This window comes from Gluconobacter oxydans, from assembly GCF_006539685.1.
Lineage (GTDB): Bacteria > Pseudomonadota > Alphaproteobacteria > Acetobacterales > Acetobacteraceae > Gluconobacter > Gluconobacter oxydans.
In genome coordinates this window covers 1-14,190 of sequence record NZ_BJNM01000017.1, presented here as the reverse complement: position 1 = coordinate 14,190, position 14,190 = coordinate 1, and the positions used below count along the sequence as shown (strand labels likewise).

Annotated in this window: 16 protein-coding genes; 8 read left to right on the top strand and 8 right to left on the bottom strand. The window is 62.3% G+C overall.

Features of this window, described 5'->3' with window-relative positions; genetic code table 11:
- Nucleotides 1–38: 38 nt before the first annotated feature.
- The gene (locus tag GOX01_RS08345; protein ID WP_034954160.1) at nucleotides 39–542 is read right to left on the bottom strand and encodes an aminoacyl-tRNA deacylase; all 504 of its coding nucleotides are present in this window, start codon (nucleotides 540–542) and stop codon (nucleotides 39–41) included.
- A gap of 80 nt (nucleotides 543–622) precedes the next feature.
- Here GOX01_RS08345 and GOX01_RS08340 point away from each other — a divergent pair, with 80 nt between their 5' ends.
- From GOX01_RS08340 to GOX01_RS08325, 4 genes are all read left to right on the top strand, one after another.
- Entirely contained in the window at nucleotides 623–1,030 is a 408-nt protein-coding gene (locus GOX01_RS08340; RefSeq protein ID WP_011252605.1) for a lytic transglycosylase domain-containing protein, read from the top strand.
- Nucleotides 1,031–1,103: 73 nt separating this feature from the next.
- Entirely contained in the window at nucleotides 1,104–1,991 is an 888-nt protein-coding gene (locus tag GOX01_RS08335) for a metal ABC transporter solute-binding protein, Zn/Mn family (RefSeq protein WP_024716999.1), read from the top strand.
- Nucleotides 1,978–2,667, top strand: coding sequence for an ATP-binding cassette domain-containing protein (locus GOX01_RS08330; protein ID WP_011252607.1), 690 nt, complete (start codon nucleotides 1,978–1,980; stop codon nucleotides 2,665–2,667). Before GOX01_RS08335 ends, GOX01_RS08330 begins: the two co-directional genes overlap by 14 nt.
- Nucleotides 2,654–3,460 carry a metal ABC transporter permease gene (locus GOX01_RS08325; RefSeq protein ID WP_011252608.1) on the top strand — a complete coding sequence of 269 codons (807 nt, stop codon included), beginning with the start codon at nucleotides 2,654–2,656 and terminating at the stop codon, nucleotides 3,458–3,460. Before GOX01_RS08330 ends, GOX01_RS08325 begins: the two co-directional genes overlap by 14 nt.
- Here the strand turns inward: GOX01_RS08325 and GOX01_RS13155 are convergent.
- Nucleotides 3,447–3,575 carry a hypothetical protein gene (locus GOX01_RS13155; RefSeq protein ID WP_255314065.1) on the bottom strand — a complete coding sequence of 43 codons (129 nt, stop codon included), beginning with the start codon at nucleotides 3,573–3,575 and terminating at the stop codon, nucleotides 3,447–3,449. The two genes, GOX01_RS08325 and GOX01_RS13155, sit on opposite strands and share 14 nt — an antisense overlap.
- 134 nt (nucleotides 3,576–3,709) lie before the next feature.
- On the opposite strand from GOX01_RS13155, the gene GOX01_RS08320 reads away from it, so the two are divergent.
- Nucleotides 3,710–5,194 carry a sugar porter family MFS transporter gene (locus GOX01_RS08320; RefSeq protein ID WP_011252609.1) on the top strand — a complete coding sequence of 495 codons (1,485 nt, stop codon included), beginning with the start codon at nucleotides 3,710–3,712 and terminating at the stop codon, nucleotides 5,192–5,194.
- A gap of 35 nt (nucleotides 5,195–5,229) precedes the next feature.
- Nucleotides 5,230–5,670 (top strand): HIT family protein, encoded by a 441-nt coding sequence (locus GOX01_RS08315; RefSeq protein ID WP_011252610.1) that lies wholly within the window; start codon nucleotides 5,230–5,232, stop codon nucleotides 5,668–5,670.
- Here the strand turns inward: GOX01_RS08315 and GOX01_RS08310 are convergent.
- The 5 genes from GOX01_RS08310 to rfbB all read right to left on the bottom strand — a co-directional run bounded on the left by GOX01_RS08310 (nucleotide 5,662) and on the right by rfbB (nucleotide 10,222).
- Entirely contained in the window at nucleotides 5,662–6,600 is a 939-nt protein-coding gene (locus GOX01_RS08310) for a glycosyltransferase (RefSeq protein WP_011252611.1), read from the bottom strand. The genes GOX01_RS08315 and GOX01_RS08310 overlap by 9 nt on opposite strands.
- A gap of 111 nt (nucleotides 6,601–6,711) precedes the next feature.
- Complete coding sequence (rfbD, locus tag GOX01_RS08305) at nucleotides 6,712–7,617, bottom strand: dTDP-4-dehydrorhamnose reductase (protein ID WP_371858532.1); 906 nt, start codon at nucleotides 7,615–7,617, stop codon at nucleotides 6,712–6,714.
- Complete coding sequence (rfbC, locus tag GOX01_RS08300; RefSeq protein ID WP_011252613.1) at nucleotides 7,614–8,177, bottom strand: dTDP-4-dehydrorhamnose 3,5-epimerase; 564 nt, start codon at nucleotides 8,175–8,177, stop codon at nucleotides 7,614–7,616. Before rfbC ends, rfbD begins: the two co-directional genes overlap by 4 nt.
- 102 nt (nucleotides 8,178–8,279) lie before the next feature.
- Nucleotides 8,280–9,146, bottom strand: coding sequence for a glucose-1-phosphate thymidylyltransferase RfbA (gene rfbA, locus GOX01_RS08295; RefSeq protein ID WP_024717001.1), 867 nt, complete (start codon nucleotides 9,144–9,146; stop codon nucleotides 8,280–8,282).
- Between the two features lie 20 nt (nucleotides 9,147–9,166).
- Nucleotides 9,167–10,222, bottom strand: a complete 1,056-nt coding sequence (gene rfbB, locus GOX01_RS08290; RefSeq protein WP_011252615.1) for a dTDP-glucose 4,6-dehydratase — start codon at nucleotides 10,220–10,222, stop codon at nucleotides 9,167–9,169.
- A 198-nt stretch (nucleotides 10,223–10,420) separates the two neighbouring features.
- Between rfbB and GOX01_RS08285 the strand changes: the two genes are divergently transcribed.
- Both GOX01_RS08285 and GOX01_RS08280 read left to right on the top strand, forming a co-directional pair.
- Nucleotides 10,421–12,469: a hypothetical protein gene (locus GOX01_RS08285; RefSeq protein WP_062269624.1), complete on the top strand. Its 2,049-nt coding sequence runs from the start codon at nucleotides 10,421–10,423 to the stop codon at nucleotides 12,467–12,469.
- Complete coding sequence (locus tag GOX01_RS08280; protein WP_011252617.1) at nucleotides 12,466–13,152, top strand: histidine phosphatase family protein; 687 nt, start codon at nucleotides 12,466–12,468, stop codon at nucleotides 13,150–13,152. Before GOX01_RS08285 ends, GOX01_RS08280 begins: the two co-directional genes overlap by 4 nt.
- Nucleotides 13,153–13,197: 45 nt before the next feature.
- Here GOX01_RS08280 and GOX01_RS08275 read toward each other — a convergent pair.
- Nucleotides 13,198–14,190: M48 family metalloprotease (locus GOX01_RS08275; protein ID WP_218023016.1), on the bottom strand; the 993-nt coding region annotated here is incomplete at its 5' end.

The window sequence follows — 14,190 nt, the reverse complement described above, 5'->3', positions numbered from 1 at the left end:
CGGGTGGTCGCGTTCGCGACCGTCCGGTTTGGGATGGTTCAAAGCGGTTTGACGAGATCGGCCGTGATGCCGTTCGTGGCGGTCAGGGCGTCTTGGGGTGAAAGCTCGATCAGGAGTCCCTGGCTGCCTCCATTGATGACGACGGGCGGGCCGTCCATGCCGCATTGTTCGAAGGCGGTGGGGACGGTGCTGCGCTGTCCGAAGGGACTGACGCCGCCGATGCGGTAGCCTGTGCGCTGTTCGGCATCGGGGCGGGAGAGCATCTTGGCTTTGCGGCCGCCGAAGGCCTGCGCCACGCGGGCGAAATCCAGTTCGCGGTCTGCGGGCAGCACGACGCAGGCGGGGCGGCCGTCGATCTGCACCATCAGGGTCTTGAGGACGTGATCCGGCGACAGGCCGAGTGCTGCGGCAGCGGCCACACCGAGTTTTCCGGCCGAGGGATCGTAATCATAGACATGGCGTTCGTAGGAAATGCCGAGAGCGTCCAGTGTCAGGGTCGCGGATGTGTCCTGCACGCTTGTCCTCCTGTCCTGTGCGGTCATCTTGAAGGGTTCAGGATGGCAGGCGCGGGCGTCCGATGCTAGGGTCAGGACCATGATTCAACAGCGTTTCGTCCGTAACCATGGCTGCTAGTCTGCTGGCCTGCATGCTGGCTTCGGCCCTGCATTACCGGCTGCCGCCGCGCATCCTGCCTGCGATCCAGCGGGTCGAGGGCGGGACGATGGGGCATGTCAGCACGAATACGGACGGGTCGGTTGATATCGGGCTCATGCAGATCAATTCGCGCTGGATTTTGCCCATTGCGTCCATGATCCATCAGCCTGTGCCGCAGGTTGCGGCGCGACTGGCGCTTGATCCGTGTTTCAACATCGCGGCGGCGGCCATGATCCTGCGCAGGGCGCTGGATGACGAGCATGGCAATCTGATGAAGGCGATCGGGGATTATCATTCCCGGACGCTGCCGCTCAATCTGGATTACCAGCGCAAGGTGGTGGCTGCTGCTGCGGCGCTCTATCTGCGTCAGGGGTGAGGGGTTCTGGTGAGGTGGTCAGGCGGGATGTGTTACTTTATAACGCTACACCCATGACGCTTTCCCGAGGAAAATGATGCGCTGTTTCCCGGCTTTTCTGCTGGCTGGCCTGGCTCTGGGCAGTCTTGGGAGCGGTTTGGCCGCTGCTCAGGCCGAGCCTTCCCGAACTCCGGTATCCGTGGTGTGTGCGGAGGCGGCGTGGTGCGATGTGGCGGCGCAGATCGGCGGGGCGGATGTGCAGACCCATGCCCTGCTCGCGACACCGGGCATTGATCCGCATGATCTGACGCCGTCGCCTTCCATGGCCCGCGCCATGGCGCGGGCGACGATCGCTGTGGTGAACGGGGCGACCTATGACGACTGGGCGCTGCCGTTTGCGGCGTCCGTGCCCGGAAAGATCGTGGTGGCGGGGATTGCCGGATGGCAGCCCGGCGATAATCCGCATCTTTTTCTTGATCCTGAAGCGGTGGGGAAAGTCGCGCATGTCTTTGCGGACATGCTGGCGCATCAGCCGGGGATTTCGACATCGGCTGTGGAAGCGCGGCTGGGGGCGTTCCTGAAGGAACTCGACGGTGTGAAAGCCCGTCTGGCCGCGATGAAGGCGCGTCATGAGTCCGTGCCTGTGGCGGCCGTCGAACCGGTGGGGGAGACGCTGCTCCGGGATGCGGGGCTGGATGTCGTGGATGAGAGTTTTGCGCTGGCGATCATGAACCATGCCGAACCGTCTCCGCGGGATGTGGCGCAGGTTGATACGCTGATCGACGGGCGGAAGGTGCGGATGCTGATCACCAATCCGGCCATTCATTCCCCGCAGATCGACCGGCTGGTGGATCGGGCGCAGACGGTGGGGCTGCCGGTTGTGGCGATTGGCGAGACGCTGCCGCAAGGGCAGTCCTGGCAGGGCTGGGTTCACGGGATTCTTCAGACTGTGGAGCAGGCGCTGGGTGATGGTGGACGCTAAAAAGGTCTGCTGTCAGCCGGAGCGGGGTCTGGTCCTGCGGGATGTGACGCTCACGGCGGGATCGACCTGCGTGTTGCGGGATGCGTCCCTGACGGTGCCGCTCTCGGGGATGACGCTTCTGTCCGGGCGGAACGGGGCCGGGAAGTCCACGCTGCTGCGGGCGATGCTGGGGCTGATTCCGCTTCAGGGCGGTGAGATCCTGAGCCATGGTCTGCCACCGGCGCAGGCGCGGCAGCATATCGGTTACATGCCGCAGAGTGTGACGGATGCGGCGCTGCTGCTTCCGGCGGTCAGTCATGTCCGGGCGGCGGTGGACGGGCTGCGCTGGGGGCTGCCGCTGCGTCTGCGGCCACGGCGTGAGGAAGCGGACCGGCTTCTGGCGCTGACGGGGGCGTCGGCGTTTGCGCATCGTCCGCTCGGGCTGTTGTCCGGCGGGGAGCGGCAGCGGGTGGGGCTGGCGCAGGCTCTGGCGGGGAATCCGGATCTGCTGCTGCTGGATGAGCCTCTGGCGGCGCTCGATCAGGCGGGGCAGGAGCAGACGGTGCGTCTGCTGGAGGATCTGACAGAGCGTCTGGGGATCGGGATTGTCCTGACATCGCATGAGACGGAGGCGCTGGCCGGGGCCGTGACGCGCGTGGTGCAGCTTGCGGACGGGGGGCTGCATGTTCGAGTTTGATTTCATGCGCCATGCCTTTGTGGGCGCGGCGGTTGTGTCGGTTCTGGCGGGGACGGTTGGCTGGTTCCTGATGCTGCGGCGTCAGGCGTTTGCGGCCCATGCGCTCTCGCATATCGGTTTCAGCGGTGCGGCCGGGGCGGTCTGGCTCGGGTTTCCGCCGCTGTCGGGGATGGTGGTGTTCAGCCTGATGGCCGGGTTTGTCATCGGGGCCGAGCGGGAAGGGGAGCGCGGCATTCCGGCCCAGCGGGACAGTACGATCGGGCTTGTTCTCGCGGCTAGTCTCGGGCTTGGGGCCTGGTTCCTGCACATGAGCAACCGGGGTTCCAGTCTGGCGACCACGCTGTTGTTTGGCGATGTTCTGGGGATTGATCTGCGGACGCTGGAGGCGCTGTGCGGTGTGGCCGTACTGTGTCTGGGACTGCTGGCGTTTCTGGGGCGGCGGCTGCTGTTTGCCAGTCTGGCGCCGGAAGTGGCGCGGGCGCGGGGTGTGCCGGCGCGTCTGGTCTCGGTGGTGTTCATGGCCGTGGCGGCGCTGGCCTGTGCGGCCTGTGCGGAAGTGGCCGGGGCGCTTCTGGCGTTCAGTCTGATGATCGGGCCAGCCGCGACGGCGCTGAAACTCGGGCTTGGGCCGCTGGCCGGGATTGCGCTCTCGGTCGGGCTGGCGCTCGCACTGTCATGGGGCGGGCTGATGCTGTCCTGGGTGACGGACGCGCCTGTGCCGTTCTGGATCGGGCTTGGAGCCGCCCTGTCCTACGCGCTGGCCGATCTGTGGCGGCGGTTCAGAAGTCTGTAAGGCCGGACAGCTTGAAATGGATCAGCATGATGAATGCGACCAGCATCACATGCATGATGATCAGCGCTTTCGTGCCAATAACCGGAACATCATTGGTTGTGTCAGGTGTCTGCATGGGGCGTATCCTGACGGTCTTCGGGTGTGATAGTCAATCCTGATCGTGTTTTCCTGACTGTGTTTCAGGCCGGATTTGTGGCGGTTTTCTCCCGGGCCTGAAAAACCATCCGTTTTGTGATATGTTATCCCACTATGGAAAACGATACGAAAACAGTCCGAACCGGACGGGACCACATCGATCCCGCGTCCATCGAAGTTTCTTCCAACGCCAAGCTGATGCTGATTCTGGCCGCTGTGGTCGCCGCGATCTGCGGTGGTCTCTATGGCTATGACACGGGCATCATCTCCGGCACGCTGCCGCTGATCGGGGATGATTTCCGCCTGGGTGCCACCATGAAGGAGTGGGTTGCATCCGCCATTCTGCTCGGTGCCATCTTCGGCGCATTTGCGGCCGGAGGGCTTTCGGAGAAATTCGGGCGCCGGAACACCACCTGCATGGTGAGTGGTCTGTTCGTGGTGGGTGCCACGGCCTGTTCTCTGGCGCCGGATGTGTGGAGCCTGATTGGCGCGCGCTTCGTGCTGGGGCTGGCGGTTGGCGGTTCGACGCAGGTCGTGCCGATGTATATTTCCGAGCTAGCGCCGCAGGAACGTCGTGGCACGCTGGTCACGATGTTCAACGTGGCCATCGGTCTGGGCATTCTGATCGCCAACATCATCGGCTTTACGGAGCGCGTGAACTGGGGCTGGCGTCCGATGGTCGGTGTTGCGGCCATTCCGGCGGCCATCGTGTTCATCTCGATGTTCTTCATGCCCAAGAGCCCGCGCTGGACTGCTGAGAACGAAGGCATGAAGAGTGCCATCATCCAGCTCGGCCGGATCCGTACGACCAAGCGGGCCATCCGCCGCGAGGTTCAGACCATCCGTGAGAACGCGGAAGGGATTGATCCGAAGAACCGTGGCTGGCGTGGTCTGTTCCAGCCTTGGGTGCGTCCCGCACTCGTGGCCGCTCTTGGCGTTGCGTTCTTCACGCAGTGCGGCGGTCTGGAAATGATGATCTACTATACGCCGACCTTCCTGAATGATGCGGGTTTCGGCACGTCCTCGGCGCTTCTGGCGTCGCTGGGAGTGGCGGTGATCTACTGCATCATGACGTTCCTGGGCTGCATGTTCGTGGACCGGATCGGCCGTCGTCGTCTGATGCTCATCATGGGACCGGGGGCGGCTCTGTCGCTGGTCGGGCTTGGTGTGATGTTCCTGAGCCATCCGGCTCCTGGCAGCGTGGGCGCCTACATGATCGTTGTGTTCCTGCTGCTGTTCATGATGTTCAATTCTGGCGGAATCCAGGTCTGCGGCTGGCTGCTGGGGGCCGAGATGTTCCCGCTGTCGATGCGTGGACAGGCGACGTCTCTGCATGCTGCGACGCTGTGGGGGGCCGATCTGCTGGTGACCAGCACGGCGCTGAGCATGGCCGAAGCCATCGGGCTGAGCTGGACGATGTGGTTCTATGCGTTCGTCAATCTGGCGTCCGTGGTCTTCGTGTTCTTCTTCGTGCCGGAAACGGCTGGTGCGTCGCTTGAGGACATTGAAGAGGCGCTGCTTGAGAAGCGCTTCCGCCCGACGCCGGGGAATACCCGGATCGTGCAGAGCGATGACGGGGACGCCGAAGCCGCTGCATGATACGCTTTCCTCTTCACGCAGAAGGGGAACTGACCATGACGGATGTTATCGCACAAAGGGTTGCTGCCGCACGATGTGGCAGCAACCCTTCTGTTATCGGGCGTATGAAATCGGGCTGGCTGGTGATTGGGCAGACCCAGCCTCTGCCGGGCTATTGCCAGCTTCTGGCCGATCCGGTCGTGCCGACGATCAATGATCTCAAGGGCGAGGCGCGGGCGCAGTATCTCGCGGATATGGCGGCGGTCGGGGATGCGCTGCTGGCTGTCACCGATGCGGTGCGGATCAATTACGAGACATGGTGCAATCTGGCGCCGTCCCTGCACACTCACATTGTCCCGCGCTATGCCTCTGAAGATCCGGAGAAAGCCACGCGTCCGGCGGGGACGGTCTATGACTACGACGCAGCGCGGCCGTTCAGTCTGGAACAGGACGGCCCGTTCATGGAGGCCATGCGGCGTTATCTGGATCTAGCGTGAAAGCAGATACCAGATCCGGAAGACGGTGGTTTCGGAGAACCGCTGTCGCCGGAGGGACGGATATCTGAAAAGTGTGCGCAGTCGGGCGCGGAATGTGCGGGCGGCTGCGATGTCCGTCAACAGGCGCCGGGCCGGAGCGGACAGGTTTTCCGGATTGTTCAGCAGATGCGTCACGTTGGAGTGGAAGATCGTCATGAAGACTTTTGGTCCACGACGGCAGGCGGCCCAGGCGCGTCTGATGAAGGAGCCGGTTGCACCAACGGTGTTGTGGGCGTGCTGCCGGTAGTAGCTGACGCAGCGGTTGTCGAAAATGACCTCTCCGCCGGCTGCGGCTGTCAGGAGATAGGCCCACCAGTCATGCAGGACTGAAGGCGGGGGCGGCGTGTTCCGCATCAGGCTGTGGGTTGCGGCGTTCAGCAGGATGGTGTGGCCGGTTGCGATGTTCTGCGTCAGGGAAGCCGGAAAATCGGGTCTGCGGCGCAGGGGGGCGGATTCCTGGAAAATGACGAGATCCGCGTCTGTCAGATACTGCCTGGCGCAATACAGGGTCGGTTTTTCGGCCGGGCGACGGCTGACGGCATCGAGGGCCCATTCCAGCTTCTGCGGTTCCCAGATGTCGTCCTGATCGGCGAAGGCGACATAGGGCGTATCGGGGATGGCGTCGAGCAGATGCGCGTAGGAACCTGCGACGCCCAGGCGGCCGTGGCGGGTCGTGATTTCGACGCAGCGGCCCTGGCCTGGGCCATCGGCAAAGGCGCGCATCCGGTCGCGTGAGAGATCAGTCGAGGCGTCATCGCGCCAGTAGAGCGTCCAGTCAGGATGGGTCTGGGCCAGGATGCTGGCAAGCTGGGCGTCCAGATAGGTTTCGCCATTGTAGAGCGACAGGAGAATGGCGACCTGACGGGAAGATTCGGCCCTTTTCTGTGTCATGTTTCGGCACCTGGGCATGAGGCCGAAAGAAAGGAAAAGGGAATCATTCGGACGCAACGGCAGAGAATGTGAGGGTCGGTTGCCCTCCCGCGGGGAGAGGGCAACGGGCGGTCAGGCTTCAGGAGAAAACAGCTTGTGGACGATATGCGTCACGCTGTGGCGCCAGTCCGGCATTTTTACGCCGAAGACGCGATGGAGCTTCGAATTGTCCATCCGGGAGTCCTGCGGACGCTTGGCCGGCGTAGGCCAGTCTTCGGTGCGGATGGCGTTGACCTGCGGCATGGTCTGGCCATGCTTTGCGGCCTCTTCCAGCGCGGCGACGGCCAGGCCGTGCCATGTGGTCTCACCCGTTCCGCTGGCATGGAAAATGCCGCGATATTCCGGCTTCCAGCCATCGCGCTCGATCAGGGCGATGATGGCGAGAATGGCTTCGGCCAGATCGTCCGAACTGGTCGGGTTGCCCTTCTGGTCACCGACGACCTTGAGCACGGGGTTTTTGGCGCCCGCATTGATCATCGTGCGCACGAAGCTTTTGCCGTGGGCCGAATAGACCCAGGACGTGCGCAGGATGATGCTCTTGATGTTGGCGGTCAGGACGGCCTGTTCGCCTTCGGCCTTGGTGCTGCCATAGACCGTCTCGGGAGAGGTGGCATCCTCTTCGGTATAGGGCGTGCCCTTATCACCGGAAAAAACGTAGTCTGTCGAGACATGGATGAACGGGATATCCGCCTTGGCGCAGGCTGCGGCGAGCGCTGCCGGGCCGGAATTGTTGGCGCGTTCGGCACCGTCCTTTTCCGTTTCGGCCAGATCGACGGCCGTCCAGGCGGCTGCGTTCACGACAACTGACGGCTTGTACTTCTCGATCGTGGCGGCAATGGTTTCCGGGCGGTCGAAATCGAATTCCGGACGGCCGACGCGGATGATGCGCTCGTTGCCGAGATTCTGAAGAGACGTCGCAAGCTGGCCGTTGCCGCCCGTGACGAGAATGGGACCTGTGCTGGACATCGTCATGCTCACTTTTCGTAAGAGAACCAGCCCTTGGCTTCTGCAAAATGCGGTGCGACCTTGTCCTTGTCGGACAGGATGGCGTCAGCTTCGGAAACGGGCCAGTCGATCTTCAGTTCCGGGCAGTTCCAGATGACGGCGCGTTCGGAGACCTTGCTGTAGAGCGAAGTGCATTTGTACTGCACTTCGGTGTTCTCTTCGAGCGTGACAAAGCCGTGCAGGAAGCCGGGCGGAATCCAGAGCTGGGACCAGTTTTCGGCGGAGAGTTCGGCGGCGACCCATTTGCCATAGGTCGGCGAGCCCGTGCGGGCGTCGACGGCCACGTCCCAGATGGCACCGCGCGTGACGCGGACGAGCTTGCCCTGCTCGTAAGGCGCAAGCTGGCAGTGCAGGCCGCGAACGACGCCTTTCTGGCGGGACAGGCTCTGGTTGTCCTGAACGAAAGGCAGGTCGATACCGGCTTCGCCCATGCGCTCCACATTGTAGGTTTCGGAGAAGAAGCCGCGATTGTCACCAAAACGGGGAGGCGTGACGAGAATGACCTCTGGAATGGAAAGACGTTCGACTTTCATGCTCTGAAAATCCCTGTTTTGAAGATGGGGTCGTGAAAATTGGTCACGAAAAAACGGCTCCGGCTGCAAAAAGATGCAGAAAACCGGAACCGTATGAAGAAATCAGCTGTCGGCCAGTTCCCGCAGCAGGCGACCGAGTTCGGTCTTGCCCATTTTCTTTGCGTGTTCGCGGAGCTGGTCGGCGGTGATGAACTTGTTGCGGAACGCGACTTCGGCGGGAGAACCAACCAGCATGCCCTGACGGGACTGGATGGTCTGCACGAAGGTTCCGGCCTGCATCAGGCTGTCGGGCATGCCGGCATCGAGCCAGGCGCAGCCACGGCCCAGACGGTCTACCTGAAGGGTGCCTTCTTCGAGATACATGCGGTTGAGGTCGGTGATTTCCAGCTCGCCGCGGGCGCTCGGCTTCACCTTCTTGGCGAAGTCCACGACGCGGTTGTCGTAGAAATACAGACCCGTGATGGCCCAGTGGGATTCCGGATGGGTCGGCTTTTCCTCGACCTTCAGGGCCCGGCCGCTCTCGTCGAAGGAGACCACGCCGTAACGCTCGGGATCGCGGACCTGATAGGCGAAGACCGTCGCACCCTGCGGACGGTTCGACGCTGCACGCAGAAGAACGCCCAGATGTTCGGAGAAGATCAGGTTGTCGCCCAGCGCCAGGGCACAGGGAGCACCCTGGATCCAGTCTTCGGCGATCAGGAACGCCTGCGCCAGACCGTCCGGCGACGGCTGGACGCGGTATTCGAAGGTGACGCCGAACTGGGAGCCATCGCCCAGCAGGCGCTGGAACTGCGGCATGTCATGCGGGGTCGTGATGATCATGATGTCCCGGATTCCCGCCAGCATCAGCGTGGAAAGAGGATAATAGATCATCGGCTTGTCATAGACGGGCAGGAGCTGCTTGGAGGCAGCCATCGTCATCGGATACAGGCGTGTGCCCGAACCGCCGGCAAGGATGATGCCCTTCATGGGCTTTGTCTCGATGGTGCTCACGTGTTTGCTCCCAGTCTCTGGCCGGTGTAGCGCTTGGAGCGGATTCCTTCCCACCAGGCGCGGTTGTCGAGATACCACTGAACGGTCTTGCGGATGCCGCGTTCGAAATCGTGCTCCGCTTTCCAGTCGAGTTCCTTCTCGGCGTGGGAGGGGTCGATCTCGTAGCGGAAATCATGGCCGGGGCGGTCGGTCACGAAGCGGATCAGGCGCTCGCGCGGGCCGGCCGGGTCGGGCTGAAGCTCGTCGAGGACGGCGCAGATCTTCTTGACGACTTCAAGATTGGTGCGCGGCTGGCGGGCGCCGATGGCGTAGGTCTCGCCCGGCTTGCCGATTTCGACGGCTTTGACCAGGGCTTCGGCATGGTCTTCGACGAACAGCCAGTCGCGGACATTCTCGCCCTTGCCGTAAACCGGAAGTTCGCGGCCTTCGATGGCGTTGATCGTGACCAGCGGGATCAGCTTCTCGGGGAAGTGCCAGATGCCGTAATTGTTGGTGGTGTTCGTTACAAAGGTCGGCAGGCCGTAGGTGTGGAACCAGGCGCGGACCAGATGGTCGGACGAGGCCTTGGAGGCCGAATACGGGCTGCGCGGATCGTAGGGGGTGGTCTCGGTGAACGGTGGATCGTTCGGCTCCAGATGACCGAAGACCTCGTCCGTGGAAATGTGATGGAAGCGGAAGGCCTTCTTTTCGGCATCTCCCAGCGTGTTCCAGTATTTCCGGGCGGCTTCGAGCAGGGAATACGTGCCGACGACGTTCGTCTGGATGAAGACACCGGGGCCATCGATCGAGCGGTCCACGTGGCTTTCCGCTGCGAGATGCATGACGGCGTCCGGGCGGTATTCCTCGAACAGGCGCTGCATTTCCACGCCATTCACGATGTTCGCGCGGGCATGGGAATACCGGGGATCGTCTGCGACTTCGCTGACCGTGTCTTCCGACGCTGCATAAGTCATGCAGTCAACGTTCAGAACCGAATGTTCAGTGTTCCGGATCAGATGGCGTACAACGGCCGATCCGATGAAACCACAGCCGCCTGTCAGCAGAATCCGCATTTGAACCTCATGATATTTGCTCAGGGTCTGAACCCCGACAGAATAACTTTTATCTTACAGCGTTGTTGAAACAGCGCAAATAACGCCGGTACGTTTCTTTACACGCCGGACCGGTGACATTGGGAAATGCTTTCACCTCTCGCGCTGTCCGGACTGATGGGCTAATCCCACAGTCGTGCGGAGGCAGGAGAGGCAGGCATGCTGGCTGATACTTTGACACGCTCCCTGACGGATGTTCTGGAGCGGCCCGATCTTCGGGTGATTGCGGACGGGCTGGTTCCGATCCTGGATGTGTTACTGCCCCTGCCTTTCAGGATCGAGGGAGCGCTTGAACCGGGGCAGCCTTTCTGCCTTCAGGCGGCGACGCTCAAACTGGGCAGTCCGTGTCTTGAGGCGCCGCGTCTGGCGCCGACTTTCCTGCGGCATGCCATCGAGCTGATGCGCCTGCTGGAGCCGGGTGCCAATCCGTATCTGGCTAGCTTTGCCGCAGCGCGTGTGGCGGCGTTATTCCATGCGCTCGATACGGGGGATGTTGCGCCGCTTCCGGCCTGGCTTGCGGTTTTCAGCGATGCTGTGCCGGATGCATCGGCTCTTATGCAGAGCTGGGAGACACTGAGTGCGTTCCTGCCGGAGCTGCCATCTTTCACACAGCATGAGGCAGAGCGGCTGGAAGGGGTTCTGACCCGTCTGTGGCCTGTTCTTGCGCCGGCCGAGAGCCTGATGAGCAGCGGCGGGGATTCCCGGCTGGCTGTTGACCCGCATACCGGGCTGAACCGGTATTCGAGCTCCCATCGTCCGCGCCCCTGGGCGATCACTTTTGGGTCATCGACTGCGTCTTCGCTGTCCGAGCGTGGTTTCGGGGGAGCGGAAGCAGCCCGACGCGGCATGATGAGCGCGCTTCTGGCCAAGCAGGACCCGGATCTGGTGCAGGAAGGTGTCGTGCGCCGGGCGCGCGAGGCGATCGGGGCGCATTTCGGTCTGCCGGAAGATGCCGTTCTGCTCTCGGCCTCCGGGACGGATTGTGAGCTGGCGGTTCTGGCGCTTGTTGCGGCGGGAACGGATCGGCCGGTCACGTCCATTCTGTTGGCACCCGATGAGACGGGCAGCGGGGTTCCGCTTGCGGCCTGCGGGCGGCATTTCGCGACGGACAGTGCCTGTGCCACGCTTGTGGGCAAGGGTGAGGTGATCGAAGGGTTCTCGCCCGAGACGCGGTTGATCGGTGTCGATATCCGTGCGGCTGACGGGACGGCGCGACCCGTGGCTGAAATCAACACGCAATGTGCGGAACTTGTGCGGCGGGAAGTGGCCGATGGGCGGCATGTTCTGCTGCACCGGCTAGACCAGTCGAAGACCGGGCTTGCGGCGCCGGACATGGATCTTGTCTGGGAATTGTGTACGGAGCTGGGCGATCAGCTCAGCGTCGTCGTTGATGTCTGTCAGGCGCGGCTGAGCCCGTCGCGTGTGGCGGAATGGGTAGAGCGGGGGATCATTGTTATGATTACCGGCTCCAAATTTTTTACCGGCCCGCCTTTCTGCGGGGCCATTCTCCTTCCTCCTGCAATTCGCAACCGTCTGTCGTGCCTGTCGCTTCCCAAAGGGTTGCGGGCCTATGGCAATCGGGATGAATGGCCGGAAGGCGCGGATGCGTCAGCCCTCAATAACGGTCACAATATCGGACTGGCGCTCCGCTGGTATGCAGCACTGGCGGAAATGGATGCGCTGTTTGCGCTGCCCGATCCTGTCATTCGTGGACGTCTGACCCGGTTCATGACGGAAGCCGTGGCCATGGTTAAGGCCCGTCCGGCGCTGACCATGCTGCCGATGGGCACGCCTTTTGATGACGGGCGCTGGGATGCGGTGCCGACCATCCTGTCCTTTCTTGTTGAAGATCCGCATGCGCCCGGCCGTCCGCTGGCGCTGGAAGATGCGCGGCGGCTGCATCGCTGGCTGAATGCGGATCTGTCACCCTGGGTGACGGAAGGCGAGGGCAGCCTGCTCTGTGTGCTGGGGCAGCCGGTGCCGGTGCCTCATCCGAGGGTGGATGGGCCGGCCGGAGCGCTGCGTCTGTGTGCTGGGGCGCGCCTTGTGTCGGGTGAGCCGTCGCATGAAGGGCTGGACGAGGAGCGCCGGCTTCAGCGCGAGTGCATGGATGCGCGCCGGGTGCTCGGAAAACTGGAGCTGATCCTGAAGCACTGGGATGTTCTGCTGGACGCGAACCCTGTCCCCCGTTACGCCCCGTTGTCATGACCCAGACAGACAAAGCGGTCCCGCACGGGCATTTTCTCGATACGCCGGAGCTGCCGAAGGGCGTCACCCGGTTCTGGCTGATCCGGCATGCGGTCGTGGAAGCCAGTGCGCGAAAGACGATGTATGGCGCGCTCGACGTGCCGCTGTGCCGTGAAGCGATGGCGAGCCAGCAGGGCGGCTATGCCACGCTGGCGCGGCGTCTGCCGACGGATGCGCTGTGGTATAGTTCACCGTTGCAGCGGGCGCAGGATACTGCGGCTGAAATCCGTAAAGCCGGGGCGTTTTCGCAGGATGTGACGATTGACGGGCGCTTCATCGAGCAGTCGATCGGGAAATGGCATGGCACGCCGCATTCGGAGTTCATGTCCCTGCTGCGTCTGCCGCCCAATCCGTTCTGGTCCATTTCCGCCTGTGAGCTTCCGCCGGGCGGGGAGAGCATGCTGGATGTCTGCGCGCGCGTGGGGCATGGGCTTGAGGATCTGGCGAATGCACATGAAGGTCAGGACATGGTTGTCGTCAGCCATGGCGGCGCCATCCGGGCGGCTCTGGCGCATGCGCTGAGCGTTCATCCCGATACGGCGCTGCGCTTTTCGATCCAGAACCTGTCCATCACCATTCTGGAGCGCATCGACTGCCTGTGGCGCGTCGTGACAGTCAACGAACTGCCTGATTTCCGGGGCTGATATCCTGCCGGGGAGAAGCATCAGTCTTCTCCCCGGTATTTTGGTTCAGGACTTGCTCGCGGCTGAGCATTGCTGCTGAAGACGGTCTATACCAGTCATCTGACATTCCACTACCAGCTCATTGACGGTGATCGTTTTCTTGGCCTTCTTCGCGATCGTGATCTGTTGGGGCAGTGTCGCCGGATCATCGAACAGTTTCTGTTCCTGGGCCAGATAGGCAAGGGCGTCATCGGTCTTGCCCTGGCTGTCGAGATAATCGGCCCATATGGAGACGGTTTGCAGAATGACGTCGTCACGCTGGCTGGCGGCCTGAAGATCCGCAATGGCCTGTCTGTTCTGGCCAAGCCCGGCTTCCGTCAGGATGTTGAAATAGAGCCAGATCTGGCTTGAGCGCACCGGACTGCCGATCCCCGCCAGAAGCTGTCGGGTTTTCTGCCAGTTCTTTGTCGCTGCCGTATCGGCAACGTCATTGATGGCCTGGCTTTCATGCAGGAATTTCTGCACTTCCCGGCTTCGGATCCACTTCTGGAAGGGCGCCTTGTGAAGGATCGGGATCAGATCTGCATAATTGCGATTGATGTAATGTGACAGTTCCGCCTTGCGTTCAGCGGCGTGAGGATGATCGAGATTGACGTAGACCATGCCTTTTCCGACATAGTTCAGTCCGGAGCCCAGAAGTGAGAAGCCGGGTGTCAGGATGGGGCTCAGCACTGCGGCCGTCAGATTGTCTTTCTGGTTTTTCTCAGCTTCCTGCCGGGCCTTTTCCTGTGCTGCTTTTGCTTTCAGTTCGGCCCGCGCCGCATCGCGCTGGTCGGCTGTATTGAGAGCATCCAGCAAGGTTTCCGCCATCGAAACCGAATATCCGGCCTTTGCCATCAGATCGACAGCAAGGGTATCGGCTTCCTCTTCCTGACTGCGGCTCCAGCTTGGGAAGCCGCCATATTCACCGATGGTATGTGCGCCATATAGGGACAGCAGAGCCATTTTGGCGCTTGATGCAATGGCGCTTCCGCCTGCGGCGCCGGCGACTAGGTGTTT

Bases quoted from the DNA above. Each gene is read 5' to 3' on its own strand.
- GOX01_RS08315 (WP_011252610.1), top strand. From the start codon at position 5,230: ATGACGGATGTTATCGCACAAAGGGTTGCTGCCGCACGATGTGGCAGC.
- rfbC (WP_011252613.1), bottom strand. From the start codon at position 8,177: ATGAAAGTCGAACGTCTTTCCATTCCAGAGGTCATTCTCGTCACGCCT.
- GOX01_RS08320 (WP_011252609.1), top strand. From the start codon at position 3,710: ATGGAAAACGATACGAAAACAGTCCGAACCGGACGGGACCACATCGAT.
- GOX01_RS08325 (WP_011252608.1), top strand. From the start codon at position 2,654: ATGTTCGAGTTTGATTTCATGCGCCATGCCTTTGTGGGCGCGGCGGTT.
- GOX01_RS08280 (WP_011252617.1), top strand. From the start codon at position 12,466: ATGACCCAGACAGACAAAGCGGTCCCGCACGGGCATTTTCTCGATACG.
- rfbB (WP_011252615.1), bottom strand. From the start codon at position 10,222: ATGCGGATTCTGCTGACAGGCGGCTGTGGTTTCATCGGATCGGCCGTT.
- GOX01_RS08310 (WP_011252611.1), bottom strand. From the start codon at position 6,600: ATGACACAGAAAAGGGCCGAATCTTCCCGTCAGGTCGCCATTCTCCTG.
- GOX01_RS08340 (WP_011252605.1), top strand. From the start codon at position 623: ATGGCTGCTAGTCTGCTGGCCTGCATGCTGGCTTCGGCCCTGCATTAC.
- GOX01_RS13155 (WP_255314065.1), bottom strand. From the start codon at position 3,575: ATGCAGACACCTGACACAACCAATGATGTTCCGGTTATTGGCACGAAA.
- GOX01_RS08330 (WP_011252607.1), top strand. From the start codon at position 1,978: ATGGTGGACGCTAAAAAGGTCTGCTGTCAGCCGGAGCGGGGTCTGGTC.
- GOX01_RS08335 (WP_024716999.1), top strand. From the start codon at position 1,104: ATGATGCGCTGTTTCCCGGCTTTTCTGCTGGCTGGCCTGGCTCTGGGC.
- GOX01_RS08345 (WP_034954160.1), bottom strand. From the start codon at position 542: ATGACCGCACAGGACAGGAGGACAAGCGTGCAGGACACATCCGCGACC.
- rfbA (WP_024717001.1), bottom strand. From the start codon at position 9,146: ATGAAGGGCATCATCCTTGCCGGCGGTTCGGGCACACGCCTGTATCCG.
- GOX01_RS08285 (WP_062269624.1), top strand. From the start codon at position 10,421: ATGCTGGCTGATACTTTGACACGCTCCCTGACGGATGTTCTGGAGCGG.